This is a genomic window from Streptomyces sp. NPDC127097, assembly GCF_042724075.1.
Classification (GTDB): domain Bacteria; phylum Actinomycetota; class Actinomycetes; order Streptomycetales; family Streptomycetaceae; genus Streptomyces.
Genome location: NZ_JBHXFI010000010.1, coordinates 44,810 through 69,814 on the forward strand (window position 1 = coordinate 44,810; position 25,005 = coordinate 69,814).

29 protein-coding genes and 1 riboswitch are annotated in these 25,005 nt (G+C 72.8%); of the genes, 13 read left to right on the forward strand and 16 right to left on the reverse strand.

Annotated elements, in window-relative coordinates; genetic code table 11:
* Positions 1-31 precede the first annotated feature (31 nt).
* Complete coding sequence (modA, locus tag ACFWJW_RS11045) at positions 32-835, reverse strand: molybdate ABC transporter substrate-binding protein (RefSeq protein ID WP_387237934.1); 804 nt, start codon at positions 833-835, stop codon at positions 32-34.
* Between the two features lie 146 nt (positions 836-981).
* Entirely contained in the window at positions 982-1,377 is a 396-nt protein-coding gene (locus ACFWJW_RS11050; protein ID WP_042152434.1) for a molybdopterin-binding protein, read from the reverse strand.
* Between the two features lie 309 nt (positions 1,378-1,686).
* On the opposite strand from ACFWJW_RS11050, the gene ACFWJW_RS11055 reads away from it, so the two are divergent.
* Complete coding sequence (locus tag ACFWJW_RS11055; RefSeq protein ID WP_387237937.1) at positions 1,687-2,106, forward strand: molybdopterin-binding protein; 420 nt, start codon at positions 1,687-1,689, stop codon at positions 2,104-2,106.
* A gap of 28 nt (positions 2,107-2,134) precedes the next feature.
* On the opposite strand, the gene ACFWJW_RS11060 is transcribed toward ACFWJW_RS11055, so the two are convergent.
* Positions 2,135-2,689, reverse strand: a complete 555-nt coding sequence (locus ACFWJW_RS11060; RefSeq protein WP_387237940.1) for a molybdopterin-dependent oxidoreductase — start codon at positions 2,687-2,689, stop codon at positions 2,135-2,137.
* A 328-nt stretch (positions 2,690-3,017) separates the two neighbouring features.
* On the opposite strand from ACFWJW_RS11060, the gene ACFWJW_RS11065 reads away from it, so the two are divergent.
* Complete coding sequence (locus ACFWJW_RS11065) at positions 3,018-3,878, forward strand: PucR family transcriptional regulator (RefSeq protein ID WP_387237943.1); 861 nt, start codon at positions 3,018-3,020, stop codon at positions 3,876-3,878.
* Between the two features lie 90 nt (positions 3,879-3,968).
* Here the strand turns inward: ACFWJW_RS11065 and ACFWJW_RS11070 are convergent, their stop codons facing one another.
* Together ACFWJW_RS11070 and ACFWJW_RS11075 are read right to left on the reverse strand one after the other, a co-directional pair.
* Entirely contained in the window at positions 3,969-4,376 is a 408-nt protein-coding gene (locus ACFWJW_RS11070) for a molybdopterin-binding protein (protein WP_387237946.1), read from the reverse strand.
* A gap of 85 nt (positions 4,377-4,461) precedes the next feature.
* Positions 4,462-5,034, reverse strand: coding sequence for a hypothetical protein (locus tag ACFWJW_RS11075; RefSeq protein ID WP_387237949.1), 573 nt, complete (start codon positions 5,032-5,034; stop codon positions 4,462-4,464).
* Between the two features lie 541 nt (positions 5,035-5,575).
* Between ACFWJW_RS11075 and ACFWJW_RS11080 the strand changes: the two genes are divergently transcribed.
* From ACFWJW_RS11080 to ACFWJW_RS11100, 5 genes are read left to right on the forward strand one after another with little or no spacing between them, the layout of a single operon-like run.
* Positions 5,576-5,761, forward strand: a complete 186-nt coding sequence (locus ACFWJW_RS11080; RefSeq protein ID WP_042152426.1) for a hypothetical protein — start codon at positions 5,576-5,578, stop codon at positions 5,759-5,761.
* Positions 5,762-5,777: 16 nt separating this feature from the next.
* Complete coding sequence (locus tag ACFWJW_RS11085) at positions 5,778-6,479, forward strand: hypothetical protein (protein WP_387237952.1); 702 nt, start codon at positions 5,778-5,780, stop codon at positions 6,477-6,479.
* Complete coding sequence (locus ACFWJW_RS11090) at positions 6,476-7,462, forward strand: DUF6895 family protein (RefSeq protein WP_387237955.1); 987 nt, start codon at positions 6,476-6,478, stop codon at positions 7,460-7,462. The genes ACFWJW_RS11085 and ACFWJW_RS11090 overlap by 4 nt, the downstream gene beginning before the upstream one ends.
* Positions 7,459-8,382 carry a DUF6895 family protein gene (locus tag ACFWJW_RS11095; RefSeq protein WP_387237957.1) on the forward strand — a complete coding sequence of 308 codons (924 nt, stop codon included), beginning with the start codon at positions 7,459-7,461 and terminating at the stop codon, positions 8,380-8,382. The genes ACFWJW_RS11090 and ACFWJW_RS11095 overlap by 4 nt, the downstream gene beginning before the upstream one ends.
* Complete coding sequence (locus ACFWJW_RS11100) at positions 8,379-9,419, forward strand: serine hydrolase domain-containing protein (RefSeq protein ID WP_387237960.1); 1,041 nt, start codon at positions 8,379-8,381, stop codon at positions 9,417-9,419. Before ACFWJW_RS11095 ends, ACFWJW_RS11100 begins: the two co-directional genes overlap by 4 nt.
* An 18-nt stretch (positions 9,420-9,437) precedes the next feature.
* Here ACFWJW_RS11100 and ACFWJW_RS11105 read toward each other — a convergent pair whose 3' ends face one another.
* Together ACFWJW_RS11105 and ACFWJW_RS11110 are read right to left on the reverse strand one after the other, a co-directional pair.
* Positions 9,438-11,471: an ATP-binding protein gene (locus ACFWJW_RS11105; protein WP_387237963.1), complete on the reverse strand. Its 2,034-nt coding sequence runs from the start codon at positions 11,469-11,471 to the stop codon at positions 9,438-9,440.
* A gap of 98 nt (positions 11,472-11,569) precedes the next feature.
* Complete coding sequence (locus ACFWJW_RS11110; protein WP_387237966.1) at positions 11,570-13,396, reverse strand: alkyl/aryl-sulfatase; 1,827 nt, start codon at positions 13,394-13,396, stop codon at positions 11,570-11,572.
* Between the two features lie 272 nt (positions 13,397-13,668).
* Between ACFWJW_RS11110 and ACFWJW_RS11115 the strand changes: the two genes are divergently transcribed.
* Positions 13,669-13,965, forward strand: a complete 297-nt coding sequence (locus ACFWJW_RS11115; RefSeq protein WP_387237968.1) for a hypothetical protein — start codon at positions 13,669-13,671, stop codon at positions 13,963-13,965.
* A gap of 139 nt (positions 13,966-14,104) precedes the next feature.
* Here ACFWJW_RS11115 and ACFWJW_RS11120 read toward each other — a convergent pair whose 3' ends face one another.
* Together ACFWJW_RS11120 and ACFWJW_RS11125 are read right to left on the reverse strand one after the other, a co-directional pair.
* A complete protein-coding gene (locus ACFWJW_RS11120; protein WP_387237971.1) occupies positions 14,105-14,545 on the reverse strand; it encodes an SPW repeat protein in 441 nt (146 codons plus the stop codon).
* Between the two features lie 136 nt (positions 14,546-14,681).
* Positions 14,682-15,254 (reverse strand): histidine phosphatase family protein, encoded by a 573-nt coding sequence (locus ACFWJW_RS11125; protein ID WP_387237974.1) that lies wholly within the window; start codon positions 15,252-15,254, stop codon positions 14,682-14,684.
* A gap of 157 nt (positions 15,255-15,411) precedes the next feature.
* Positions 15,412-15,498, forward strand: a riboswitch (cobalamin riboswitch).
* 64 nt (positions 15,499-15,562) lie between these two features.
* Here ACFWJW_RS11125 and ACFWJW_RS11130 point away from each other — a divergent pair.
* Both ACFWJW_RS11130 and ACFWJW_RS11135 read left to right on the forward strand, forming a co-directional pair.
* Complete coding sequence (locus ACFWJW_RS11130; RefSeq protein WP_387237977.1) at positions 15,563-15,781, forward strand: CbtB-domain containing protein; 219 nt, start codon at positions 15,563-15,565, stop codon at positions 15,779-15,781.
* Positions 15,782-15,796: 15 nt separating this feature from the next.
* Entirely contained in the window at positions 15,797-16,546 is a 750-nt protein-coding gene (locus ACFWJW_RS11135; RefSeq protein WP_387237980.1) for a CbtA family protein, read from the forward strand.
* A 106-nt stretch (positions 16,547-16,652) separates the two neighbouring features.
* Here ACFWJW_RS11135 and ribA read toward each other — a convergent pair whose 3' ends face one another.
* Positions 16,653-17,333, reverse strand: a complete 681-nt coding sequence (gene ribA, locus ACFWJW_RS11140; RefSeq protein ID WP_387238168.1) for a GTP cyclohydrolase II — start codon at positions 17,331-17,333, stop codon at positions 16,653-16,655.
* A 140-nt stretch (positions 17,334-17,473) separates the two neighbouring features.
* Here ribA and ACFWJW_RS11145 point away from each other — a divergent pair, with 140 nt between their 5' ends.
* Positions 17,474-18,229, forward strand: a complete 756-nt coding sequence (locus tag ACFWJW_RS11145; RefSeq protein ID WP_387237983.1) for a creatininase family protein — start codon at positions 17,474-17,476, stop codon at positions 18,227-18,229.
* Complete coding sequence (locus ACFWJW_RS11150) at positions 18,222-19,061, forward strand: RibD family protein (RefSeq protein ID WP_387237986.1); 840 nt, start codon at positions 18,222-18,224, stop codon at positions 19,059-19,061. The genes ACFWJW_RS11145 and ACFWJW_RS11150 overlap by 8 nt, the downstream gene beginning before the upstream one ends.
* A 28-nt stretch (positions 19,062-19,089) precedes the next feature.
* Here ACFWJW_RS11150 and ACFWJW_RS11155 read toward each other — a convergent pair whose 3' ends face one another.
* From ACFWJW_RS11155 to ACFWJW_RS11175, 5 genes are all read right to left on the reverse strand, one after another.
* Positions 19,090-20,220: a lysylphosphatidylglycerol synthase transmembrane domain-containing protein gene (locus ACFWJW_RS11155; protein WP_387237989.1), complete on the reverse strand. Its 1,131-nt coding sequence runs from the start codon at positions 20,218-20,220 to the stop codon at positions 19,090-19,092.
* Positions 20,220-21,095 (reverse strand): SAM-dependent methyltransferase, encoded by an 876-nt coding sequence (locus ACFWJW_RS11160; protein WP_387237992.1) that lies wholly within the window; start codon positions 21,093-21,095, stop codon positions 20,220-20,222. Before ACFWJW_RS11160 ends, ACFWJW_RS11155 begins: the two co-directional genes overlap by 1 nt.
* Entirely contained in the window at positions 21,092-22,210 is a 1,119-nt protein-coding gene (locus ACFWJW_RS11165) for a glycosyltransferase family 4 protein (RefSeq protein WP_387237995.1), read from the reverse strand. Before ACFWJW_RS11165 ends, ACFWJW_RS11160 begins: the two co-directional genes overlap by 4 nt.
* The gene (locus ACFWJW_RS11170; RefSeq protein ID WP_387237998.1) at positions 22,207-22,605 is read right to left on the reverse strand and encodes a 6-pyruvoyl tetrahydropterin synthase family protein; all 399 of its coding nucleotides are present in this window, start codon (positions 22,603-22,605) and stop codon (positions 22,207-22,209) included. Before ACFWJW_RS11170 ends, ACFWJW_RS11165 begins: the two co-directional genes overlap by 4 nt.
* A gap of 76 nt (positions 22,606-22,681) precedes the next feature.
* Positions 22,682-23,668, reverse strand: a complete 987-nt coding sequence (locus ACFWJW_RS11175) for a zinc-binding alcohol dehydrogenase (RefSeq protein WP_387238001.1) — start codon at positions 23,666-23,668, stop codon at positions 22,682-22,684.
* 109 nt (positions 23,669-23,777) lie between these two features.
* On the opposite strand from ACFWJW_RS11175, the gene ACFWJW_RS11180 reads away from it, so the two are divergent.
* Positions 23,778-24,593, forward strand: coding sequence for a CDP-alcohol phosphatidyltransferase family protein (locus ACFWJW_RS11180; protein WP_387238171.1), 816 nt, complete (start codon positions 23,778-23,780; stop codon positions 24,591-24,593).
* Here ACFWJW_RS11180 and ACFWJW_RS11185 read toward each other — a convergent pair.
* On the reverse strand, positions 24,562-24,957 hold the full coding sequence (locus tag ACFWJW_RS11185) for a DUF6126 family protein (RefSeq protein WP_387238004.1): 396 nt from the start codon (positions 24,955-24,957) through the stop codon (positions 24,562-24,564). The genes ACFWJW_RS11180 and ACFWJW_RS11185 overlap by 32 nt on opposite strands.
* Between the last annotated feature and the right edge of the window lie 48 nt (positions 24,958-25,005).

Sequence of the window (25,005 nt, forward strand, 5' to 3'; positions counted from 1 at the left end):
AGCTGGACAGTCCCGTGCGCGCCCGGCCGGATTACGGCTTCTGGAAACCCGCCCGCTGAAGGATCTGCTGCGCCTCGGGCGTGCTCAGCCACTTCACGAACGCGGCGGCGGCCGCGGTGTGCTGGGACGCCTTCAGAGTCGCGGCCGGATAGGAGGCGACGGCGTTCTGCGCGTCGGGGATGTCGACGGCATCGACCTTCTTCGGCGCGGTGGCGGCGTCCGTCTTGTAGACCAGCCCGGCGTCGGCCTCACCGAGCTCGACCTTGCTGAGCACCGCCCGCACGTTGGGCTCCTCGGAGACCGGCTTGACGTGCACCTTCTGCGCGTCCAGAACCTGCTGGCCGTAGCGGCCGACCGGCACCTGGGGGGCGGCGAGCACGACCTTCAGCTTGCTGTCGGCGAGGGCCTTAAGGTTTTCGACCTTCTTGGGGTTGCCCTCACCGGTGACGATGACCAGGCGGTTCTTGGCGATGACGGTGGGCTTGCCGACGTCCACCTTGATGCCGTCCATGGTCTTGGTGTCGGCGGTGACCACGGCGTCGGCGGGGGCCCCCTCCCGGACCTGGGCGGCCAGCTCCTGGGACCCGGCGAACGAGAAGTTCACCTTGGTGCCGGCGTGTTCCTTCTCGTACACCGCACCGGCCTTCTTGAAGACATCGGTCAGCGAGGACGCGGCGAGCACGGTGAGCTCCGCCTTGGGGGCGGCGCTGTCGGACTTCGCGGCGCCCTTGTCCTTCGTGCCGTCGTCGTTGCCACCGCAGGCGGTGAGGGGAACGAGCAGGGCGGCGGTGACGAGCGCGGCGGCGGCGCGGCGCGCGGTGAAGAGCTCGGGCATGAGGCGGGACTCCTTGGAACCCAGGACGACGGGGGTCGTCCTAGCGGATGGGAAAAGCCGCGCCGTGGACGGGCGACGCCGCTGAGATGAGGCAGCCGGCCGGTGGGGGACGGTTCGCGGATCGGCTGTGGTGCTACCGCGGTGTGTCAGGTGCGGTCGATGTGCACACTGGTGGACTTCACGCGGGCGGTGGCCTGCATGCCGACCTCCAGGCCCAGTTCCTCCACCGCTTCCCGGGTCAGCAGGGAGACCAGCCGGTGCGGACCGGCCTGGATCTCGACCTGGGCGGCGACATCGCCGAGGGTGACGGCGGTGACGATGCCCGGGAAGGCATTGCGTGCGGAGGTGTACGAGGCGTCGTCCTCACCCGTGCCGTTCTGCGCCACCTCGATGGAGAAGGCGGCCAGATCACGGCCGTCGATGAGGCGGCGGCCGCCGTCGTCGCGATGGGTCGCGACCTTGCCGGCGTCCGCCCAGCGGCGCGCGGTATCGGGGCTGACGCCCAGCAGTCGCGCCGCCTGGCCGATCGTATAGGACTGCATGTGCGACAAGATAGGCAACATTGACTCGCATCTGCAACCAATAGAGCAAAGCTCTATAGCAAATGCCAGTCACCTTGGAGGAAGGAACGAGGTCCCGCACCCGGCCCGGACCCCGGGTTGGGGGGCGCACCGTGCTCCATCCCGGCCGGCGCTTACGGACACCCGTCCGGCACCTACGGACACCCATCCGGCGCCGCAAGGCATCCCGGCGGCCACCCGAACCGTGACTACAGTGCGGACCGGAGCGGGAGTTACGCCCGCATTTCCCCCACTACGTTCACCTTCCCCCTCCCCCGGTGAGGCATGTCCATGAGCCTGAGCATCCGTAACCAGATTCCCGGCACCGTCGCCTCCGTCACCCCCGGCGAGGTCATGGCGACCGTCAAGGTCCGGCTGGCGGGCGGCCAGGAGATCACCGCCGCCATCACCCGGGAGGCGGTGCGGGAGCTGGGCATCGAGGCGGGTTCCGCGGTGCGCACGCTGATCAAGTCCACCGAGGTCGCGCTCGCGACCGGCGCGGTCGAGGGCCTCAGCATCCGCAACCAGATCCCCGGCACCGTCACCGAGGTGGCCACCGGCGGCGCGATGGCCGGCGTCAAGGTGGCCGTCGCGGGCGGCGAGCTGACCGCGGCCATCACCCGGGACGCGGCCGAGGACCTCGGCCTGGCCGCCGGCTCCGAGGTCATCGCACTGATCAAGTCGACCGAGATCGCACTCGCCGCCTCCTGAGCCCCCGAAGCCCCGGGGTGACGGGGAATCAGGAGCTGTCCGCCAGATCGCCCGAGGACGTCTCGGGCACCGGCTCGGGCGGGGCGCAGGTCCCGAACCAGATGCCGGTCAGGGCGCTGATATAGCGCGCACCGCAGCGGTCCGAGGGCACCACGAGCTGACTGCCCGCCGCGTCGAGGGCCCGCCCGTCCATGGCCGTCGCCAGCAGGACCGGCGCATCGCCGAAGTCCGCGTCGAGCTCCGCCCAGGACAGCACCGCGTGGTGCCCGTCCCCGCCCGTGACGGCCAGCAGATAGCGGGAGCGGTCCTTGCGCCGCCGGGCGTCGAAGGCGGGGCCCGCCGCGTCGATGACCTCCCGCAGCAGGGGCCCCTCGAAGGTGTGGTGCTGCGGCCCGTACGTGGCGCAGTCGAAAACCACCTCGGCCCGCCGCTGCGGCCACCGCTCCCGCAGATCCGCGACGGTCAGCGCGAGCGGGCACCGCAGCTGACCGCGGATCAGAAAGCGCCGGTGGCCGGCGGGGAGGGCCTCTCCGGGGAGCGGGCGTACGGCGGCGGTGCGGGACGGCGGGCCGGGTCGGCTCATTCGAGACCTCCTTGAGGCGATCCACGCGACGACTGCGTCCCTGTGATGCCCGACCGGTGCGTCCTTGAATCACGGATGCGAGGCTGTTGCGGGTTTTTGCCTGGCTGACGTGAGGTGGGAGAGGGAGGGGAGGCGGCATATCCGGGGGCGGAGGCCCCGGCCCGTCGGGACGGGCGGACCCCTGCCCCCGCCCCCACCCCGGCTCCAGCCCATCACCCCACAGGACTATGACCTTGATCTTCTGGCATTTACCATGTGTGGACTCGCTTTCGCCTGGTGAATGTGAGGTGCCGGGACCGTGCCCGGCAGCCGCCCAAGGAGCCCGCACATGCACGTCCACGACCTCCTCCAGCAACAGCCCCGGCCGGGCGATCCGAGCGGCCGCCCCACCGGGCACGACGAGCCGCCACCGGAGCACATGGGCGGCACAGATCAGGCCGCCGGATGTCGGGCGGCGGACGAACTGGTGGCGCTCGCCGCGGCCGGGGCGGCCGGGGGTGCGGCGCTCGAGGCCGCGCTGCGCGCCTGTGGGCTGCCCGCTTCCGGTCCGTACCGGGTCGTGGTGGCCACGACGGTCGGCGAGGAGAGCGGCCACGCGGTGAACGCGCTGGCGGCGGCGCTACGGCACTCCCCCGGTGAGCCGGGTGCGACCGGGCGGCTCCCCAGCGGTGAGGCGGTCGCCCTCGTCCCGGCGGAGCCCGACGCCCAGCCGCGGCCCTCGCTCGCCGAGCTGTGGCCGGCGCTGTACGCCCGGCGGCCGCAGATACCGCTGCACGCCGGGGTCAGCGGCCCGGTGCGCACCCCGGAGGGCCTCAACTCCGCGCTGGGACAAGCACGTTATGCGCTGGCGGCGGCGCGCGCGAAGGCCCCGGACCAGGCCCGGGTGACCGCTGTCGAGGACCTGGGCACCCTGGCCGCCCTGCTCGCCGGGGTTCCCGAGGAGGTCCGTACGGCCTTCCGGAGCCGGGTGCTGGGTCCGCTGGCGCGCGACGGCTCGCACCGGATGCTGCTGGAGACGCTGGAGGTCTTCCTCGCGCATCACGGGTCCTGGGCGCGGACGGCCGCGGCGCTCCAGCTGCATGTGAACTCGGTGCACTACCGCATCCAGCGCGTCGAGCTGCTCACCGGCCGCGATCTGTCCCGGCTGGAGCACAAGCTGGATCTACAGGCGGCGCTGCTCTGCCGCTGAGCGGCGCGCGGTGGGCCGGGCGGCTCGGTCAGCACCCGGACGGGCGGCCCAGCGCCGGTGGTCCGGCAGTCAAAGCCGGTGGTCCGGCCGTCAGCGCCGGTGGTCCGTCAGGTCGATATGTACATGGGTGGACTTCACCCGGGCGGTGGCCGTCACCCCGACCGCGATCCCCAGATCCTCGACCGCCTCCCGGCTGACCACGGACACCACCCGGTGCGGTCCGGACTGGATCTCGACCTGGGCGATCACATCGTCGAGGGTCACCCGGGTGACGATCCCCGCGAACGCGTTCCGCACGGAGGTCAGCACCTCGCCGGGGACCGGATGCAGGCCCGCGGCGCGCTCCTTGGCGAACGCCGCCAGACTCACCCCGTCGAGCACACGGTTTCCCGCACCGTCCCGTTCCATCCGCAGCTGACCACCGTCGGCCCAGCGGCGGACCGTCTCCGAACTCACACCCAGCAGCCCCGCTGCCTGACCAATGCTGTACGTCGGCACCCCCGCACTCTAGGGCAGTGACCTGGCCGGCCCGTCAGTGCCCGCGCGACGGCTGACCGGGCGCAGGGGCGACCCTGTCGCGACATCAATCCGCCCGCTGGGGGGCGGCGCGGCGGCGCCGGTAGTAGTGCACCGTGAGGAGGCCGAGGAGCGGGCCCCAGGCGGTGAGCGGCAGGTAGGCGATCCAGAAGGCGACGATCTGCCAGCCGTGGGCGGCCATCCCCCCGGGTTCGCCGGTGATCTTCAGGCCGAGGGCGGACATGACCATGGCGTAGGGGAAGACCAGCAACGCCACCGAGCCGAGGCCGGCGGGGAGGACGGCTGCCAGGACCGGCACCCGGCGCCCGCGCAGGACGGGGATCCAGCGCGGCCACACCTCGCCCCACCGGGCGACCAGCCCGACCGCCAGGAACGCCAGCGCCTCACTGAACACGCTGAGCCCGATGAGGTACCACCACTCGCCGTCGAACGGCTCCGGGCCGGCCGGGGCCGTCGCGTCGTGTTCCAGCAGTGGTGCGTTGAGGTTGAGGGCGGCGATACGCCAGACGCAGGAGGGCAGGGCGAGCAGGGTGATGGCGCAGGCGGTCCGCGCCGCCCAGCGGGGGACGCCCGGCACCGGCCGGCCGTGCAGCTTGGTGAGGATGGTGCGAGCGGGCATGGGGAGTCTCCTCGTCCTCGCGCGGGCCGATGCGGAGAGCGTGGGCGTCCGACGACCCGGGGAGCGGTCACTGGCTGTGCTCCCAAGATCGCTGCCGCCCGTGTCCCGGGACATCCGCCTCAGGACGGGACCGGATCACCCGTGCGGAGGAAGGCGGCCTGCCTCGGACGCAGGGGGAGGCGAGGAGGGGCGGCCGCCGTCCGGCAACCGGAGCGAGGGGGCGGCGCGCTTCCGCCCCCCCGGGGCCCGCTCCGGCGTCGCCCTCGGGGGGCCGTCCGTGTCGGATGGGGACATCCGAACAGAGCAGTCCGATCCGCCATCAGCGGGTCTTCGTCACTCCTGGCGCAAGCGCGCCATACCGCCGCCTGCCGAGCCGGATGAGGCGCCATCCGCCGTGCGGATCAAGGAAGTTGGTGTGCGGGGAGCTCCCTGAACACCCATCACACCAACCCGAAAGATTACGATTTGCACCATTTCTCCTCTTGCGCCCGAAATATGGCGATGTGAATCTGGTATCCCATTCGTCGAAGGAGTTGATCGCATGGTTACGGATCGCACAGCGCCGGTCGAGACGGCCGCCCTGGCCGCCGAGGTCGAGGGACTGCTTGAACCCGCCGAGGCCGACGGTGTTTTCCGCGATACCCGCGAGTGTGGAGGTGCGCTGCTGCTGGCCGCGCTGCTCCTGATCTCGCCCCCCACCCCCCGGCCCAAGACTGACATTCGCTAAGGCTGAGGGGAAAGCGTTGGCTGAACAGACGCAGGGAGCAGTCCCGCTGAGCGCTGTGATTGCCGATGCCGCAACCGGGGTCGCCCTCGCCCTGCGGGGTGAGGGCGACCCTTATGCGTTGTCCGGCATTCTGCGACAGAGCGATGCGCTGACTCCGGCCGCCATCCGGGTGCTCGGCGCCGACGCGCTCGCGCCGTACGCAATGGACCAGGTCGGCGCGCACATCGGTGCGGACGACGAAGCGGTGGTCCGGCAGGCGCTGGCGGCCTATCCGCCGGGAGCGGATGCCTCGGAGGTCTCGGTGTGGAGCTACCGGGGCCTGGTCGAGGCATCGCATGCCTTTCTCCCCGGAAGCGCACAGCACTGGCCGTCGCCGCCCGAGGCCACCGCCGACTGGGTCGACCAAGACCCTTGGCCCAAACTTTCTCACCGGGTGTCCCAGGTCGCCGCGCTCGCGCTGCCCGGGCTGGCGCCCGGTCTCGCCGAGCAGTTGGCCACCCGTACCGACGATCTGGCCCGCGGCTTCGTCCGGGCGGTCCGCCGCCGGGACTGGCTTCAGGCGGCCGGCCTGGGCCGCTGGCTGGCACGGCTGCCCGAGGCCCCGCAGACCCTGGGGCTCGACAGCGGGCTGGCGTTCGTCCGCCATATGGGTGGCGGTGACCCCCGGGTGGCGCTGCATGTCGCGGCCGCCCAGCGCTTCTACGGACGGGGTTGGTGACCGGGGGCCGGGGCGGCGACCCCGGGCTGTTGGACCGGATGGTCCGCGACAGCCTGGGGTGGCTGGACGAGGCACGCCCGTTCTTCCGCCTGCCCTCGAACGTGACCACGGACGCCGATCCCAATCTGACCCTCAAACCCCTGGGTGAGCTGGCCGAACTCACTCAGCTGATCGGAGTACTGCACCCGCGGGACGACATCCGGCAGACGGCCCGCGGTCTCTTCGCGTTCGCCTGGAACGAGACCCGCGACGGTGAGCTGTTCGCCGAGCTGATCCGCGGTGAGCCGTTCGCGACCTATCCGGTGGAGCTCTACGGCGTCTTCGCCCAGGCCGGGCTGCGCCACGCCGAGGCCGATGCGCTGACGCGGACCACGACGCGGCTGCGCGGCTGGCGGGTGGCCCGCGAGGACCACACCCGCACGCTCGGCGTGCTCAACGCGGAGCGGCGGATCGGGCTGCGCCGGCACGCCGACTTCGGTGCCGTGCTCGCCCTGACCGGCCTCGGCCGGCTGCCGGAGCCCTGGGCGCTGGACCGCAAGGCGGCGTACGGCATCACCCATGACGTCTTCCACCTCACCGACTGGGGGCGCAACCGGCAGCGGCTGGCCCCCGAACTCGCCGACTACCTGCGGCGGTGGGTCCCCGCCTGGCTGGAGAACTGGCTGGAGGAACAACTGTGGGACCTGGTCGGTGAGTTGCTGGCCGTGACGGCCTGTCTGCCCGCGGCCCCCTACGACGCGGCGGCCTGGCAGCGGCTGGCCGGCGCACAGGCGGCCGACGGGAGCGTGCCCGAGCTGGGCGCCGCGCCGTCCACGGGCGACCGGGCCGAGGCGTTCACGGCCTGCTACCACTCCACCCTGGTGACCGCGTTCGCCGCCACCCTCGCGCGTATCGCCTCCGACGAGGCCGAGGCCGGTCCTCCGGCCGGGAACGCGGCGACGGCGGGCGGGCGGACCCCCTGCGAAAGCGAGACTGCCCCGTGACCGTGACGGCCGCATCCCCCGCCCTGCTGCACCGCGTCGGCGACCGGGCCCTGACCTGGCTCGACGACCACCGTGAGCACTTCCGGCTGACCCCTGAGGACTTCGCCAACAACGGCGCGGTCGTCGAGCGACTCAAGCCCATCGGGGAGCTGGCACTCAATATGCAGGTGCTGTTCCGGGAGGGCGTGGCCGGCTCCCGGCAGAAGGAGCGGGCCGGGAAGCTGCTGGACTTCACCTGGCGGGAGCTGCTGGACGGCGGCAACGTACTGGCCCGGCTCCAGCACGACGAGCCGCTCTCCCCGGTGCCCCTGGAGGTCTATGCGACCTTCCACGAACTGGGCCACCGTCATCCGGGGCTGGAGTCCGCGCTGGAGGTGTGCCGGCGCACCACCACCTGGACGGCGCTGGAGATGATGCCCAACCGGCGGCTCGGCGTGCTCAACGCGGAACGCAAGCTCGGCCTGCCGCCCAGCAGCGACTTCGACCAGGCGGTGGCGCGCACCTGGCTGGGACAGCTGCCGGAGCCGTGGACGGTGCAGCTGCACATCGCCTACGACCTCACCCACACCGTCTTCCACCTCACCAACTGGGGCGAGGCCCCCGAGCAGATCCCGCCGGCCATCGCCGACTATCTGACGCGGTATCTGCCCGCCTGGATGGAGGACTGGGCGGACCTCGAACACTGGGATCTGCTCGGCGAACTCCTGGTCGTCGACGCCTGTCTGCCGCGGCCCACCCTGGACGCGGAGCTGTGGGAGCGCTACGCCGCCGCGCAGTCCGCCACCGGCGCGATGCCCATTCAGCGCCGGATGCCGCAGGGCGACGCGGCGCGGGTCTTCGACCTGGTCCACCACCCCACTCTGGTCGCCGCGTTCGCCTCCGCGATGGCCACGTCCCGGGCCCTGTCCGCCGTCGGATGAGCCCCGAGCGCCCCGGAGCCGGGCTCGCCGACCGTCTCGCGGACGCGGTCACCCTGATCGACGCCCCGGACATCGTGGTGGCCGTCACCCGGCGCGGCCGGCGGACCGTGATGACCGGCGGTTCGGCCATGGCACCGCCCACCCCCCGGCATGCCCTGCGCTACGAGCTGGGGTCGCTGTCCAAGACCTTCACCGTGCTGCTGCTCGCCGATCTGGCCCGGTCCGGGGTGCTGTCCCTGGACGATCCGCTCACCGCGCATCTGCCGGAGCTGCCGCTGCCGCATCCGAACTCCCGCCGGATCACCCTGCGGCATCTGGCCACCCACACCTCCGGACTGCCGCGGATCCCCGCCGATCTGATCGCCGGGGCGCTGGTGCACCCATACGCCAACGGCTATGCCCGTTACGACACGGAGCGGCTGCTGCACACCTTCGCCCGGACCCGGCCGCGGCACCGGCCGGGCACCCGCTGGCGGTACTCCAACTTCGGGCTGGCGCTGCTCGGCCCGGTGATGTCCCGTGCCGCGGGCGCCGGCTACCCCGCCCTGCTCACCGACCGGGTGCTGAAACCGCTCGACCTCAAGGACACGACCCTGGGCCCCGGCACCACCGGCACCGACGCCATCGGCCACCGGACGAACGGGGTGACGCCGGTACGCAGCGCCGACATGGGGGCCTTCATCGCCGCCGGCTCGGTCCGCTCCACCCCCGGCGATCTGCTCAGCTATCTCGAAGCGCACCTCTCCCCCGACGACACACCGCTGGCCGGACCGCTGCGCGAGGTGCAGGTGCCACTGCTGCGCCGGGGCCTGCGCAAACGCGACACCCATACCCTGACGTGGTATCAGCACCCGGCCGCGCGCGGGCCGCTGCTCTTCCACGTCGGGGCGACCTTCGGCCAGCAGGCGTTCCTGGGGTACCACCCGGCGACGCGGACCGGCCTGGTCGCGCTGGCCACCCGCCGCGGCCGTACCTGCCACATGATCACCACCGCCTACGAGCTGCTGTACGCGCTGGCCGCCGACCCCGCGCCCTGAAGCGGTGAACGCCGCCGGTCAGAGGTCGCCCGCCAGGATCCGGGCGAGCGAGGTCCCGGGGCGTTCCTCGCTGGCCCGGTGGAAGAGCTCCGCGTAGGCCGCGTCGCCGATCGCCGCGCGGGCCCGCTGCTCGCACTCCTCGCGGACCGCGCGCAGCTCCGGGGTGCCGCGCTGCGGATGCCCGACGGTGCGCCAGATGGCCTGGCCGCTTCCGTAGACGCGGGCGGCCGCGGCACCGTCGCCCTGGGCCGCGACCGCGGCCGCGAGCAGATCCAGACCGAGCGCGATCCCGAATTTGTCACCGATGCCCTGCTTGGCCGAGAGCATCGCGCGGGCGTGCTCCGCCGATTCCTCGGGGCGGCCCTGGAGCAGCGAGATCAGCGAGAGCTGGTAGTCGGTGTAGGAGCGGGTCCAGTATTCGCCGCGCTCCACACACCCGCGGCGCAGTGCGGTCGCCTCGGCACGGGCCCGGGCGAGCTCCCCCAGTCCGGTGAGCGCGAAGATCTGTACGAGCTGGCAGCGCAGCCGCCCGGGAGAGTCGAACGGGTCGTAGGGCGGCGGGCCCAGCACCTGTTCCGCGACGGTGTGCGCGGACATCGGGCGGCCGGCGATCAGATGGGTGAGGCCGATGAGGTAGCCGGCCGCCAGGACCGCCTCCGCGTCGTCGGACGCCCGCGCCGCACGGGCGCACTCCAGGCCCAGGGCGTCGGCCAGTGCCAGATCGCCCTGGAGCAGTACGGCGACGCCGAGCGCCCACAGCGCCCGGGTGCGGGCCGGGCTCGGCTCCGGCTGGGCGGCGAGGGCCCGGGCCACGTATTCGCGGGCCTCGTGCAGATGGCCGCAGCAGCTCCAGAAGAGGCCGATCGAGGCGCTGAGCTGCTGGGCGCGTTCCGGGTCGGTGACCAGGAGGTGGTCCAGTGCGGTGCACAGATCGACATGGGCGTCGGCGACCCGGCGGTACCAGCTGACCTGTTCGGGGCCCAGCCAGCCCAGCTCGGCGCGGCGGCCGAAGTCGGCGAAGTGCGCGGCGTGCCGGTCGGCGAGGGCGGTCACCTCGCCCAGTTCGGCCAGCCACATCCGGCCGTACTCGCGCAGGGTGTCGAGCATGCGGAAGCGGGTGCCCTCGCGGGTGAGCACCGACTTGGCGGCCAGGGCGGCCAGGGTGCTGCGTACGCCTGGTCCGGTGAGCGGCCCCCCGGCGCACACGGCACTGGCGGATTCCTCGTCGAAGGTCCCACGGAAGACGGACAGCCGGGCCCACAGCAGCCGTTCCAGCGGTGCGCACAGTTCATGGCTCCAGCCGATGGCGCAGCGCAGCGTCCGGTGCCTCGGCAGCCGTACCGGGCCGTCGGCGGGGTCGAGGGTGTCGAAGCGGGAGGTCAGCCGCTCGGCGATGTGCTCGACGGAGCTGTGCGCCAGTTGGGCGCCGGCCAGTTCGAGGGCCAGCGGGATGCCTTCGAGGCGGCGGCAGATGACGGCGGCGGCCTGGGCATGCAGCGGGGTGGTGAGCCGCAGTCCGGGTGCCGCGGTGCCGGCCCGTTGGGTGAAGAGGGCCAGCGCGTCGTTGTCGCCGGTGCACGGCAGCGGGCCGATCTCGGTGGTCCACTCGCCGACGATGTCCAGCGGCTGTCTGCTGGTGACCAGCACGGTCACGGCGGGGGCGGCGGTCAGCAGGTCCCCGAGCAGGTCACGGCAGGCGTCGACGAGGTGTTCGCAGGAGTCCAGGACCAGCAGCAGCCGCTTGTCGGTGAGCCATTCGCACAGCGCGGCCACCGGTGTCCGGGCGGTGTGGTCGGCCAGGCCGACGGCATCGCAGACGCTGGCCACCAGCAGCCCGTCCCCCTGCAAGGGCCACAGGTCGGCCCAGCAGACCCCGTCAGGAAACCGGGCCGCCGCCGCACGCGCGGCCCGCATCGCGATCCGGGTCTTGCCCACACCACCGGGGCCGGTCAGCGTGATCAGCCGGTGCTCCGTCAACTCGTCGTCGATCCGCCGCAGTTCGGCCTGCCGGCCCACGAAGCTGGTCGACTCCTCGGGAATGTTGCTCGCCACCGGGCCAGTTTGCCCCAGTCGCGGCGTCCTGCGGTCCGGTGGGGGCAGCGGGCCGGGGCGCGAGGTTGACGGCGGCCGGCCGGGCGGCGCGTTCTCCGTCAGGGCGTGACGACGGGGAAGGTGGGATGCGGCGTGCTGAGCAGGCCCAGGAACTGGTGCAGCGCCCCCGTCTCGCCGTGTTGTGCGGCCTCTTCCGGCCCCTTGCCGCTGAGCAGACCGAACAGCTGGGGTTTGGTGAGGGTGAGGGTGAGATCCGGGGTGCGTTCCTCGGACGGGGTGGGGACTCCGGGCGCACTGACGTAGGTGAGGGCCCCGTGGGAGAGCGTCAGCTGCCAGGTGCGGTCCTCGTCGGGGAGGTAGAGGTCGAGGGCGAGGGTGGTGGACCAGGCCCGGGGGCCGTCGATACGGATGGCGAGCGAGTCGATGAGGTGGTCTACGGGGAGTGCCATCGCGAGGTCGGGGTGGACGGTGTCCGGTGCGGCCTCGGCGAGGCTGCCGCGCAGTTCCATGGCGCCGGTGAGGTAGAAGTTGCGCCAGGTGCCGTTCTCGCAGCCGTAGCCGAGCCGTTCGTAGACGAGGGCCAGTTCGCGGCGGGCGCGGAGGTTCTTCGGGGCGGCGAAGACGGCGTGGTTGAGGAGGGTGGCGGCGAACCGCAGATCGCCGTCGGCGGCGTAGCGCTTGCCCGCGTCCACCGTGGCCTCGACGCCGCCCATGGTGTCCACGTAGCGCCGGGCCTGTTCGGCCGGCGGATGCTCCCACAGATGGGCGGGGTTGCCGTCGAACCAGCCCAGGTAGCGCTGGTAGACCGCCTTGACGTTGTCGCTGAGCGAGCCGTAGTAGCCGTGGTGGGCCCAGGTCTGCTCCAGGCCCGGCGGCAGCCGCAGCTCCTCGGCGATCTCGGCGCCGGAGAGCCCCTCGTTGAGCAGCCGGACCGTCTGGTCGTGCAGATAGGCGTACAGATCACGCTGGTCGGCCAGCAGGGTCTTGACGCGGTCCTTGCCCCAGGTCGGCCAGTGGTGGGAGGCGAAGGCGACCTCGGCCTCGTCGCCGAAGAGGGCCAGCGCCTCGCCCAGGTGGTGGGACCAGGCCCGGGCGTCGCGGACGGCACCGCCGCGCAGCGTCAGGATGCTGTGCATGGTGTGGGTGACGTTCTCGGCCAGGCAGAGGGCCTGGTGCGCCGGGAAGCAGAAGTTCATCTCCGCGGGTGCCTCGGTGCCCGGGGTCAGCTGGAAGACGAGGCGGATGCCGTCGACGATCTCCTCCTGGCCGGTGCGGGTGATGTCGACGGTCGGCGGGATGAGGGTCATGGTGCCGGTGGAGCGGGCGGCGCCCAGGCCGCAGCCGATCTGGCCGTCCGGCCCCTTGGGGAGCTCCGCGCCGTACATGTAGACGGCGCGCCGGGTCATCGCCGTACGGGCATAGACACCCTCGCTGACCGCGTGCCCCAGGAAGCCGGCCGGTGCGAGCACCGGCACGGGGTGGTGGCCGGGCGGCAGCACCCCGCGGCCGCCGCCGAAGTGCGCGCCGTGCGAGTGGGTGTAGATCAGGCCGGTGACGGGCCGGTCGCCGCGGTATTTGCGGTAGAGCTCCAGGGCCGCGGCGGCGGTCTCGGTGGAGAGCAGCGGGTCGATGACGATGACGCCGTGGTCGCCCTCGACCAGCGTCATATGGGAGAGGTCCAGACCACGCGCCTGGTAGATACCGTCGGTGACCTCGTACAGGCCCTGCCGGCTCACCAGCCGGCCCTGCCGCCACAGGCCCTCGTGCGCGGTGTCGGGGCAGTTCCCGGCCAGGAAGGCATATGCCTCGGCGTCCCAGATCACCCGGCCGTCGTCCGCGGTGACCTGGGGCGGATCGAGCGCGGCGATGAAGCCACGGTCGGCGTCGGCGAAGTCTTCGTGGTCATCCACGGGTACAGCGGTCACGGGGCGCTACCTCTCCGGGGCGGCGGGCCACAGTCGGAAGACCCATGTCACCGATTTAACCCAATGTGCCGGGTTGCCGCATGCGTGCGGGCGCCCGCCGGGCCCCGCCCGCGCCCGCCGTCACCGGCCGCTCCGCTCAACGGCGTTACGGGCCGGGCGCGAGAGGGCACAACAACGCAGGCGGCACTGCGCCCTTGACGCCTTGGTCAGGCAGCCCTGACGTCGTGCGGTCACCGGAGCGGCGCCCCGGCCCTTCGCCCTGCCTCCGCGGCGTGGCCGTCCGTACGACCGGGAGAGGAGGGACACCCCTGTCCCCACATGACGACCGTGCCTTCGGCGAGCTCACCGAGCTGTTCGGTGCCACCCGCCGCCACCGTCCCCGCCCGGCCTTACGCGAGCCGGCCCGCCCCCGTCCGCACCACCGCTTCGCCTGGCTGGCACCGGCCGCCGCGGCGGGCATCCTGGCCGCCGGCGTCGTGCTGGCCCATGGCCTGCTCCTCGCGAGCGGGCTGGTGCTGGCCGGGCTGCTGGGACAGCTCTCCTCGTACGGCCGCGACCGGCAGCGTTAGGGAGCGCCGGGCCCCGCGGCGCCGGACCGGCCTGCATTTCCGTACGCCACGCCCACGCCCCGACAAGTGAGCCGCCGGGCACGTGCCCCCATGGGAGGCCAGCGGCCGGCGGCTTTTTCACGCCCCCGTGGGGGCGCGGTCAGGTGGCACGGCGGCTCTTCGACGCCGCGGCGACACACATGGCACCGAGCAGGAAGGTCAGGGCGCCGATGACGATGTTGTTCCAGATCACGCCGGCGTCCGGAGAGCTGCCGACGATCCATGGCGAGATGATCATCCACACACCGATCGCGCACATCGCGCCGCTCAGGCCGTACATCCGGCCAGGGGCCACGGTGAACCCGACCGCCATCAGGGCGATCGCCAGACCGAGGATGAGGTTGTGCACCATCAGCGCCGGCTGCGCGGCGAAGAAGTGGACGATCCACGGTGAGACGGCGCAATACAGGCCGACCAGGAGCACCGGGCCGTCGACGAGTACGACATCCCGCCCGCCGAGCACGCGCTCATACCGTGCCTGCATCTCAGAAGCGTCGGGGTGACCTGCGAGATCTCCCCTGGGGTGTGAGACGTCGGCCATGCGACTCGCCTCCTTCGTTCGCAAGTCCGGCCGTTCCACGTGGCATCCGACCACGCATCTTTATTCTGCGCTTATGTCGCCTTTATGTGTAGATGGGGGACCAGGTGAATTTTAAAGCTTTGCCGTTCCGGCGCCCTCACCTGCGGCCCAGCTCCCGCCCCAGCCCCAGATTCCAGCGCCCGCCGCGGCCGCTCAGCTCGGTCACGGTCAGCGGCGGCACATCCAGCCGCCAGAACACGTCCGGGGTGCCCCGCAGGGCGCACACCGCCGCGGCCCGCACGACATCCGGCTCGACGACGGCCAGCACCCGGCCCGCGTCCAGCGCCATCCGCGCCAGCCAGCCCGCGATCCGGTCGCACAGCTGCCGCAGCGACTCCCCGCCGTGCCCGGTGAAGTCCGGGTCCGAGAGCCAGGCCGACACCGCGACCGGCTCGGCGTCGGCCACCTCGGCCAGGGTCCGCCCACGCCAGCCGCCCATCCCGCAGCCCGCCAGCTCCCCCGCGGGCAGCACCGACAGCCCGAGCTCCTCGGCCGTGCGGCGGCACCGGACGGAGGGCGAGGCGAAGGCCCGGTCGGCGGCCGGCAGCGCTCCGGCGGCGGCCCGGACGCGGCGCAGCCCGGCCTCGCTCAGCGGGCCGTCGTCATCGAAACGCACTTCGCGCTGCGCCTCGCCGGCGGCCGGTGAGACCAACATCACCCGAGTTGTCATGTCCTCTTCTCTCGCTCCGTACGGGCGGCAACGCCTCGCCCGCTCAAGGGAGTTGCCCGGACGACGCGCCCTGCCCTGCGCCTCTCCGCCCCCTCCGTGGTCTTGGCCGGGGGGTCGGTTCGCGGTACCTTCCCGATGATATTGACGACGACATGACGGAAGCCGGTGGGATCCCGGCGCGGTCGCGCCACTGTATGTCCGGTTGTTTACCAGCCCCCCAGGGCCGGGACCGGGCGAGCCAGACCCGGCATGTCGTTACGCACTCCAACGAACAGGGACGCGAGTTCCCCCGCACAGGAGGTCCTGCCATGGCTCAGACCATCGCACCCCCGGCCGCCGGCGCCGTCACCCCGGCTCCGATCCCCCTCAAGGCCATCGCTCCGTGGGCGCTGTTCTTCGGCGTCCTGATGCTGGTTCTGCTGTACTTCATCGGCGCCGAGCAGGGCGCCACCTCGCTGCTCTCGGGCACGGAGGTCCACGAGTGGGTCCACGACGGACGCCACCTGCTCGGCTTCCCCTGCCACTGATCGGACCCCGCACCCATGAACTCCCTCACCATCAGAACCCTTCTGGTGCGCGGGATGCTCGCCGGTCTGGCCGCCGGTGTCCTGGCCCTCGTCGTCGCCTACCTGCTGGGCGAACCGAAGGTGGATGCCGCCATCGCGTTCGAGGACGCACACAGCCACGAACACGGGATGGAGGTCGTCAGCCGCGGTGTGCAGTCCACGGCGGGGCTGGCGACCGGCGTACTGGTCTACGGCGTGGCACTCGGCGGGATCGCCGCACTGGTCTTCTGCTTCGCCCTGGGGCGGATCGGCCGGTTCGGTGCCCGCACCACGTCGGCGCTGCTCTCCGGCGCGGCCCTGGTGGCCGTGTACCTCGTACCGTTCCTGAAGTACCCGGCCAACCCGCCCGCCGTCGGTGACCCCGACACGATCGGCACCCGCACCGCCCTGTTCTTCCTGATGATGCTGCTCGGCATCCTGCTGGCCGTCGCCGCCACGCTCCTCGGCCGGCGGCTGGCTCCGAAGCTGGGCAACTGGAACGCCACGGTCGCGGCCGGTGCCGCGTTCGTGGTCGCCATCGGTCTCGCCTATGCGTTCCTGCCGGCCTACGACAATGTGCCCGAGGGCTTCCCCGGCACGCTGCTCTGGCAGTTCCGGCTGTCGGCGCTCGCCATCCAACTGGTGCTGTGGACCGCCTTCGGGCTGCTCTTCGGCCACCTCGCGGAGCGCGTTCTGCCGGCCCGGCAGGAAGCCCCCGCGGCCGAGGCGGCACCCGCCGTCTCCTGATCCGGCCGGCCGCAACCACCGAGGGAGGGTCCGCGACTTCGCGTCGCGGGCCCTCCCTCGCCGCGTGGCGGGCGGGGGAGGTGCGCGGTCCGGCCGCGTACCGGCCTCAGGACAGCCCGGGGACGCTGTCCAGATGCGGCAGATCGTGCTCCAGGCGCTCCCGCTTGGCGCGGAGGTAGCGGATGTTCTCCGCACGGGGCGGCATCAGCAGCGGGACCTGTTCGTCGACCGGGATCCCATGCCGCAGCAGGGCCTCGCGCTTCCGCGGATTGTTCGACAGCAGCCGTACGGACCGGACGCCGAGGTCCTGGAGGATCTCCGCCGCGGCGCCGTAGTCACGGGCGTCGACCGGCAGTCCGAGCGCGATATTCGCCTCGACGGTGTCCAGCCCGCCCTCCTGGAGCTTCATCGCGCGGAGCTTGCCCAGCAAACCGATACCGCGGCCCTCATGGCCCTGGAGATACACCAGAATGCCGCGGCCTTCCGCCACGATCGCGCGCAGCGCCTCGGACAATTGGTCGCCGCATTCACAGTGGGTGGACGCGAAGGCATCACCGGTCAGGCATTCCGAATGCACCCGGGTCAGCACCGACTCCCCCACGACATCGCCATGGACCAGGGCCACTTGCTCGATACCGCTACGGCGGTCCAGATAGCCCACGGCGAGAAATTCACCGTAGGTCGTGGGCAGCCTGACCGTCACCACCTGTTCCACGCCCGGCCGTTGGCCGAAGGCGTCATCGATTGCGACACGGAGGTCGGGGCCGGCGGAGTCCTCGGGGTCCATCATGGGCGCGATCGTACCCGCGCGGGTAAATGATCGGCAGAACTCACTCACCATGACAACAAGTATGCTGCGACGCCGTGACAAACGATGCCGTGACAACCACGACTCCGCGAGTCGGCGACGAAAGGCCGCAGCATCCCATGACCGCTTCGGGACACCCGACTTCGGCCACCGGCCCGCTGCCGGCGGACACCACGGAGGACGTCCGGGCACGGCGGCCGGCGATGGCCGTGCTGCCCATCGGCAGCTTCGAACAGCACGGCGCCCACCTGCCGTTGACCACCGATACCGTCATCGCCTGCACCATCGCCCGGGAGGTCGCCGCCGGCCGTCCCGTCCAGGTACTGCCGCCGCTGACGGTGTCCTGTTCGCACGAGCACGCCGACTGGCCGGGGACCGTGAGCATTTCCGCCCGCACCCTGCACGCGGTCGTCACGGACATCGCCGATTCGCTGCACCGGTCCGGTATCGACACCCTGATTCTCATCAACGGACACGGCGGAAATTACGTCCTGCGCAATGTCGTTCAGGAATCCGCCGGGCGCGGGGTGCGGATGGCGCTGTTCCCCGGCTCGGCCGACTGGGACGCGGCGCGCACCCGGGCCGGGGTGGAGACACCGTCGCACACCGATATGCATGCGGGAGAGGTCGAGACGTCCATTCTGCTGTATGCCCATCCCGAATTGGTCAAGGAAGGCTATGAATCGGCGGATTGCGTCGCCGATGACCGGAAGCAGCTGCTGACGCTCGGCATGTCGGCCTATACCGAATCCGGCGTCATCGGGCGGCCGTCGCTGGCATCCGCCCGCAAGGGGCGGGAATTGCTGGCCGGGCTCGCCGAGGCATTCGGTGAATACGCCGCGCTGTTCGGCGGCCGGGCGGCAGCCGATGCCTGAGCCGCTCGACGCGTCGGCCGCCTGGGACCTGCTGCGGCGCATCCGTACCCCGGACGAGGCGATGGCCGCCGGGATGGTGCCGGACGGAGCCGGCGCACTGCGCTGGGGGCGGCCCGCCACACCCGAGGCGGAGGAGCTCGCCGGCCGCTATCTGCCGCTCTGCCTGGCCGGGCCAGAGGTCGCGTTCGCCCAGCTCGGGCAGAGCCTGGACGGCTTCATCGCGACCCGTACCGGCGATGCCGACTTCGTCACCGGCGCGGAGGACCGCTGCCATCTGCACCGGCTGCGCGCCCTGTCCGATGCGGTGCTCGTCGGGGCCGGCACCGCTGTGGCGGACGATCCGCGGCTGACCGTACGCGCCTGTGCGGGCGACAACCCGGTACGGGTGGTGCTCGATCCGCGCGGCCGGGTGCCGCTGAGCAGCGGGGTGTTCACGGACGGCGCCGCGCCGACCCTGTGGGTGGTGGGACCGGATGCCGCCCCCGCGGATCCGGGCGCCGGGGCCGAGGTCCTGGTGCTGCCGGATGCGGCCGCGTTCGCCCCGGAGCGTCTGCTGGCGGTGCTGGCGCGGCGCGGGCTGGGCCGGGTGCTGATCGAGGGCGGCGGGGTCACCGTGTCGCGGTTTCTTCAGGAACGGGCGCTGCACCGGCTGTATGTCACCGTCGCCCCGGTCCTGCTCGGCGACGGCATCCCCGGCCTCCGTTTTCCCGGGACGCCGGTGATGCGGGAGGCGCTGCGCCCGCCGCTGCGGCGCGCCCTGCTCGGCGAGGACACCCTCTTTGAGTTCGCCCTGCGGCCGGCCGGTGGGCCCTCCGGCGGCCCGGCGCGCTAACGACGTGGTCAAGCGGCACCGCCGGTCATCAGGGCGGACCGGCGGACCAGGGCGTCTCTCTCCGCTCGCCGTGCGTCCGCGCCTGGGACCGGGCTCCGCCGCCCACCGCCGACGGGACCTCCGCACCGCGCTGGCGGACCATCCCCGTGCTCCCGGTGCGGGGATGCCCGTCCGCCGGGCGGGGCACGGCACCGGACACCGCCGGCTGCTCCGCGGGGAGCGGAGCGGCCCGTCGCAGGGCGGGTGCCAGCAGTACCGCGGCCCCGGGGAGGCCGGCGACGAAGGCGAGGACGCCATAGATGACCGCGGTGGTGAGTCCCTGCGTCGCGCCCAGTCCGGCGGCGCCGAAGGCCCAGGCGGCGACGCCTTCCCGCGGTCCCCAGCCGCCGACGTTCAACGGCAGCGCCATCGCGAGCAGCGCCAGCACCACCAGCGGCACCAGCTCGGCGGTCGGTGCGGTGACGCCCGCGACCCGGGCGGCCAGGACGAACATCCCGAGGTAGCCCGCCAGGACCGCCACCGACGAGAGCGCGACCCCGGGCCAGACGCCGCGGGCCAGCAGGCCCTGGCGGGCTTCGGCCACTACGGTGCGCAGGGCGCGTTCCCCGCGGGAGGCGCCCCGGCGGCGGCGCAGCCGGACGGCGACCGCCACCACCAGCAGGCCCGCCACCGCGACGGCCAGCGCCACGGCGGGTGAGGCGAGGAAGCGGGCGACCGGTGCCAGGACCGGCGACGGCCGGACGAGCAGCACCACCGCCCCGGTGACCAGCAGCACCACCTGGCCGGCGGTCCGTTCCAGGGCCACCGCGCGGACGCCCCGGCCGAGGTTGCCGGAGGTGCGGCCGTGGTCCACGGCGCGGTGCACATCGCCCAGCACGCCGCCGGGCAGCGCCGCGTTGAGGAACAGCGCCCGGTAGTAGTCGGCGACGGCCCGGCCGAGCGGCAGCCGCAGGCCGAGGCCGCGGGCCACCAGACACCAGCGCCAGGCACTGAAGACCGTGGTCAGCACGCCGATGGCGAGCGCCGCCAGCAGGGTGGCGGCGTCGATCCGGCGCAGCCCGTCCAGGAATGCCTGCGAGCCCAGATGCCAGACCAGCGCCACCAGGATGCCCAGCCCTGCGAGCATCCTGAGCCATGCCGCCCAGCGGGACCGCGTCATCACACGCTCCCGGACCGCTGCCGGGGCAGCGCCAGCAGATCGGTGTGGTGCACCGCGACGGTCAGCTCCCCCGCCGCGCACTCCTCCAGCCGGCGACGGAGATAGGCGACGGCCTCGGGCGCCAGCTCCGGCCGCTGGGCGTGCGCGGCACCGACCCAGCCGCGCAGCCATTCGGCGGTCAGCGCGGATTCGGCACAGCCGAGCCGCCACGGGCTGGGCTGCACCAGGACCGTCGCGCCACGCCGTTCGAAGGCCGCGACCGCCGCCGCGATCGCGTCCGGACCGAGCAGTGCGCGGTCCTGGTCCGTACGGCGCTGATGGTCGTTGAAGGCGTCGGCGATCTCGGCGTCGAACGGGTCGGCCGGGGTCAGCTCGACCCGTCCGGCGACGGAGAGGGCCAGCAGCACCGGACTGCCCGCGCCCATACATGCCTCGGCGAGGTCCTCCACCTCGTCGTGGGTGAGCAGATCCAGCAGTGCGGAGGCGGTGACCAGCGAGGTGCCGGCGAGATCGTCGGCGGTGAGGGCGGCCAGATCACCGCGCACGGTCGTGGCGGCAACGGGCGTGCCATCGGCGGCCGTTACCGGCATCCGCGCCCCGGCGAGGGCGAGCAGCGCGGGGTCCAGGTCGTGCAGGACCCACCGCTGCGGGCCGGGCAGCCGGACGCCGAGCCAGCGCCCCATGGAGCCGATGCCACAGCCGAGATCGCGGATCACCAGACCGCGCGGGCCGCCGGGCGGACCCTCGGGGGCGGGCTGCGCTTCGAGCCACGCCAGCAGCGGGCGCAGCAGCTCGGGAGCCCGGGCCGCGGCGTCGGCGCGCTCCCGCAACTCCAGCCACCGCGGGGCGAATCGGGGTCTCTCGGGCGCGCTCATCGCGTGCTCCGGGGCTTGTGCCGAACCCGTTCCAGCACTCCGGCCAGACTGTGCGACGTCATCTCCCACCTCTCCAGCATGGCACGCCGGGCGCGCGCCGAACCTCTGACCCCGTCACGCAGTTGTGGATCGCCGAGCCAGCCGCGCAGTGCCTCGGCGAGCGCCGCCGGCCGGCCGGGCGGTACGAGCAGGCCGGGCACACTGCCGTCGGGAGCCTGCCCGACCGCTTCGGGTACGCCGTCCACCGCCGTCGCGAGCACCGGGATCCCGCGGGCCAGCGCCTCGGTGACGACCATGCCGTAGGTCTCGGCGTACGAGGTGAGCACCAGCAGGTCGGCGGCGGCATAGCTCGCCTCCAGGTCCGCGCCCGCGCGTGGCCCGGTGAAGGTGATCCGGTCGTCGAGGCCGAACCCGGCCACCGCGTCGCGGAGTTGGGCGACGTATCCGGGGTCGCGGACGAGCCCGCCGACGCATGCGCAGCTCCACGGCAGGTCTGTGACCGTCGCCAGCGCCTCGACCAGGCGGTGCTGTCCCTTGCGCGGGGTGACCGCGGCGACGCACAGCAGCCCGGTGGCGCCGTCGGTGCCGGGGGCGAGGGGCGCCGGGTCGGCGCCGGGCCGGACGGCGTGGACCCGATCGGGCGCCAGTTTGTGGTGGGTGACGAGCCGGTGGGCGGCCCAGTCGCTGGTGGCCACGACGGCCGCGACGGCGTGCAGGGTGCGGTGTTCGCGGGCGTCCAGCTCCGCGGCCAGGGCGGGATCGAGGCCGGTCTCGTCGCCCAGCGGGAGATGCACCAGGACGACGAGCCGCAGCCGTTCCGCCTCGGGGGCGAGGATGTCGGGGACGCCGCAGGCGACCAGGCCGTCGAGGAGGACCACGGCACCGTCCGGCAGCGCCGCCAGCCGCTTCGCCAGCTCCGCGCAGGCGGTGGCGTCGGGGCGCGGCCAGCTGCCGGGCAGCGCGTACGGGCGTACCTGCCAGCCCGCGGCCGGGAGGTCGCGGCACACCCGGCGGTCATAGGTGTTGCCGCCGCTGGGCGCCGCCGGGTCGTCGATGTCACCGGGCAGGACGAAGTGCACCACCCGCTCCGCCGGGGTGGCGCCGGTGCGGGTCACAGAGTGCGCTCGTACGTCGCCCAGGCGATGTGTGACTCGTGCAAGGTGACCGATATCCCGGCCAGCTCGCGGGCGCCCTCGCCGAGGTTGCCCGCCTCGATGCGGTCGGCGAGCCGGTCGGCGATGACCTTGGCCAGGGCCTCCGTCGAGGTGTTGATACCGGCGAAGGCGGGCTCGTCGTCGAGGTTGCGGTAGTTGAGCTCCCCGATCACACCGCCGAGTTCCTGGGTGGCCAGGCCGATGTCCACGACGATGTTGTCGGCGTCGAGCTCCGCACGGCGGAAGGTCGCGTCCACGATGAAGGTCGCGCCGTGCAGACGCTGCGCGGGGCCGAAGACCGCGCCACGGAAGCTGTGGGCGACCATCAGGTGATCGCGGACGGTGATGCTGAACAAGGCCGTTCCTCCGGTGTGATGTCGGTCTCAGTGGCGGGGTCGCCGGGGACGAATTCAGGGCGGTTTCGCGGGGCGGTCAGCCGTCCGCCGGCGCGTAGCGGATGCGGTGGCACAGCGCCGGCAGCTCGCCGGAGACGAGCCGGGGCAGGACCTCCGGCAGCTCCTCGAAGGCGGACTCGCCGGTGATCAGCGCGTCGAAGGCGGGGTCGGCGAGCAGGTCCAGGGCGAGCGCGAGCCGGTCGGCGAAGGTACGGCGGGCGCGGCGGGCCGGGGAGACCGCGCCCACCTGACTGCTGCGGACGACCAGCCGGCGGGAGTGGAATGCCTCCCCCAGCGGAAGGCTGACCTGCCGGTCTCCGTACCAGCTCAGCTCGATGACGGTGCCTTCCGGGGCGAGCAGTTCGAGCGAGCGCGCCAGCCCCTCCTCGGTGGCGCTGGCGTGGACGACGAGGTCGCAGTCGCCCAGGGCGTCCTGCGGCAGGGCGAAGTCCACGCCCAGGGCCTTGGCGGTCGCCGCCCGCGCGGGGTCGGCGTCCACCAGCTGTACCCGGACCGCGGGGTAGCGGGCGAGGACCGCGGCGACACCGCAGCCCACCATGCCCGCGCCGATCACCGCGATCCGGTCGCCGACCAGCGGCGCGGCGTCCCACAGGGCGTTCACCGCGGTCTCGACCGTGCCCGCCAGTACGGCCCGCGGGGCGGGCACCGAGTCGGGTACCGGAGTGACCGCGCTCGCCGGGACGACATAGTGCGTCTGGTGCGGGTAGAGGCAGAAGACCGTGCGGCCCAGCAGGGCGGGCGGCCCTTCCTCGACGACACCGACATTGAGGTAGCCGTATTTGAGGGGCCCGGGGAAATCGCCTTCCTGGAAGGGCGCCCGCATCACGGAATGCTGGCTCACGGGGACGCCGCCACGGAAGACCAGGGTCTCCGTTCCGCGGCTCACTCCGGAACAGAGTGTGCGCACCAAAACCTCATCCGGGCCGGGGTCCGGCAACGGTACCGTCCGGATTTCTCCGTGACCTGGAGCGTTTAGCCAAAACGCACAAGCAACGCGCGGCATCGGAATCCTCCTGGACGCTCCGGCGATGATTCGTCGATGCTGGGGATCATGAGAACGCCGTCACCATACGCGGCACCTCTCGACTCCGCCACACATCCCGGGAGGCATGGTGGCCGTACAAGAGCGTTACGACACAAGGCCGTTCGGACCGGACATTACGGCGGGCACGGGAGTGCAGCTGCTCATGCTGGAAGCGCTCCGCCGGGTGGTCGGTCTGAGCACCGTGGGGTGGCTGACGGGCTGCGTGTTCGCCGTGGCCACCTGGGTGCTGCTCACCGTCGCGCTGCGCCGGTCGTGGCCCCGGTCGTTCGGCATGGCGTCGTTCGGCATGGCCAACCGCGTCACCCTGGCCCGCACGATCCTGGTCGGCGGGGTGACGGCGCTGGTCGCGGACTCCTTCGAGCGGCGGACGCCGGTCGCGGTGCTGGTCGCGCTGGCCGCCGTGGCGCTGGTCCTGGACGCGGTGGACGGCCAGGTGGCCCGGCGCACCGGCACCGCGACACCGCTGGGGGCGCGCTTCGACATGGAGGTCGACGCCTTCCTCATCCTGGTGCTCTGTGTGTATCTCGTGGTGCCGCTGGGCCCATGGGTGCTGTGCATCGGCCTGATGCGGTACGTCTTCGTCGCGGCGTCCTGGGTGTGGCCGTGGCTGAGCGGCGCACTGCCGCACAGCATGGCCCGCAAGACCGTGGCGGCGCTGCAAGGCGTCGTGCTGGTCGTGGCCGGTGCCGGGGTGCTGCCGCACGCCGCCGCGGCGCTCGCGGTGAGCGGGGCGCTGGCGCTGCTCGTGTGGTCCTTCGGGCGTGATGTCGGCTGGCTGTGGCGGGTCCGGGGGCTGACCGGCGGCCCCGCTGCGGCGGGTGGCCGGGACCGGGCCGGGGCCGGCCTGCCCGCTATGTCCCGGCGTGCCGGCCCAGATAGATGACGAGCGCCAGGAAGACCAGCAGCAGATGGCTGACGACGAAGTAGAGGAACACCCGTCGCCACAGGCTGCGCCGGGGAGCCCGGTGGGTGAACAGGACCGCGCCCGGCAGCCGCGCCAGCTGGGTCCCGGGGCGGATCGCGGTCGCCCGGGGCCGCCGGACGCCGCAGCGCGCCGAGGTGTGCGGGCGGGCGGCGCCCTCCGGGCAGACCCCGCCGTGTCCGCGGGCCGTACGGACCGTCCCGCCGCCGGGCGGGCGCCCCCGGCAGGGCCGTACGGTGCCCGGGCCGGAGGGGGTGGGTATGCAGGTGCGGGAGCGGACCGCCCGCCAGGGCGGCGGCCCCTTACGCCGTGGTGCGCCGGACATCCGCGATCACCCTGTTCCGGTGGGGCTCATACGGACCGTGCCCGTCCG

Coding starts and splice junctions, on each gene's coding strand:
- ACFWJW_RS11175 (WP_387238001.1), bottom strand. CDS start 23,668: ATGCCGCGCGTTGCTTGTGCGTTTTGGCTAAACGCTCCAGGTCACGGA.
- ribA (WP_387238168.1), bottom strand. CDS start 17,333: ATGGACCCCGAGGACTCCGCCGGCCCCGACCTCCGTGTCGCAATCGAT.
- ACFWJW_RS11060 (WP_387237940.1), bottom strand. CDS start 2,689: ATGAGCCGACCCGGCCCGCCGTCCCGCACCGCCGCCGTACGCCCGCTC.
- ACFWJW_RS11160 (WP_387237992.1), bottom strand. CDS start 21,095: ATGAGCGCGCCCGAGAGACCCCGATTCGCCCCGCGGTGGCTGGAGTTG.
- ACFWJW_RS11155 (WP_387237989.1), bottom strand. CDS start 20,220: ATGACGCGGTCCCGCTGGGCGGCATGGCTCAGGATGCTCGCAGGGCTG.
- ACFWJW_RS11185 (WP_387238004.1), bottom strand. CDS start 24,957: ATGTCCGGCGCACCACGGCGTAAGGGGCCGCCGCCCTGGCGGGCGGTC.
- ACFWJW_RS11075 (WP_387237949.1), bottom strand. CDS start 5,034: ATGCCCGCTCGCACCATCCTCACCAAGCTGCACGGCCGGCCGGTGCCG.
- ACFWJW_RS11135 (WP_387237980.1), top strand. CDS start 15,797: ATGAACTCCCTCACCATCAGAACCCTTCTGGTGCGCGGGATGCTCGCC.
- ACFWJW_RS11150 (WP_387237986.1), top strand. CDS start 18,222: ATGCCTGAGCCGCTCGACGCGTCGGCCGCCTGGGACCTGCTGCGGCGC.
- ACFWJW_RS11080 (WP_042152426.1), top strand. CDS start 5,576: ATGGTTACGGATCGCACAGCGCCGGTCGAGACGGCCGCCCTGGCCGCC.
- ACFWJW_RS11125 (WP_387237974.1), bottom strand. CDS start 15,254: ATGACAACTCGGGTGATGTTGGTCTCACCGGCCGCCGGCGAGGCGCAG.
- ACFWJW_RS11100 (WP_387237960.1), top strand. CDS start 8,379: ATGAGCCCCGAGCGCCCCGGAGCCGGGCTCGCCGACCGTCTCGCGGAC.
- ACFWJW_RS11130 (WP_387237977.1), top strand. CDS start 15,563: ATGGCTCAGACCATCGCACCCCCGGCCGCCGGCGCCGTCACCCCGGCT.
- ACFWJW_RS11055 (WP_387237937.1), top strand. CDS start 1,687: ATGAGCCTGAGCATCCGTAACCAGATTCCCGGCACCGTCGCCTCCGTC.
- ACFWJW_RS11145 (WP_387237983.1), top strand. CDS start 17,474: ATGACCGCTTCGGGACACCCGACTTCGGCCACCGGCCCGCTGCCGGCG.
- ACFWJW_RS11120 (WP_387237971.1), bottom strand. CDS start 14,545: ATGGCCGACGTCTCACACCCCAGGGGAGATCTCGCAGGTCACCCCGAC.
- modA (WP_387237934.1), bottom strand. CDS start 835: ATGCCCGAGCTCTTCACCGCGCGCCGCGCCGCCGCCGCGCTCGTCACC.
- ACFWJW_RS11050 (WP_042152434.1), bottom strand. CDS start 1,377: ATGCAGTCCTATACGATCGGCCAGGCGGCGCGACTGCTGGGCGTCAGC.
- ACFWJW_RS11065 (WP_387237943.1), top strand. CDS start 3,018: ATGCACGTCCACGACCTCCTCCAGCAACAGCCCCGGCCGGGCGATCCG.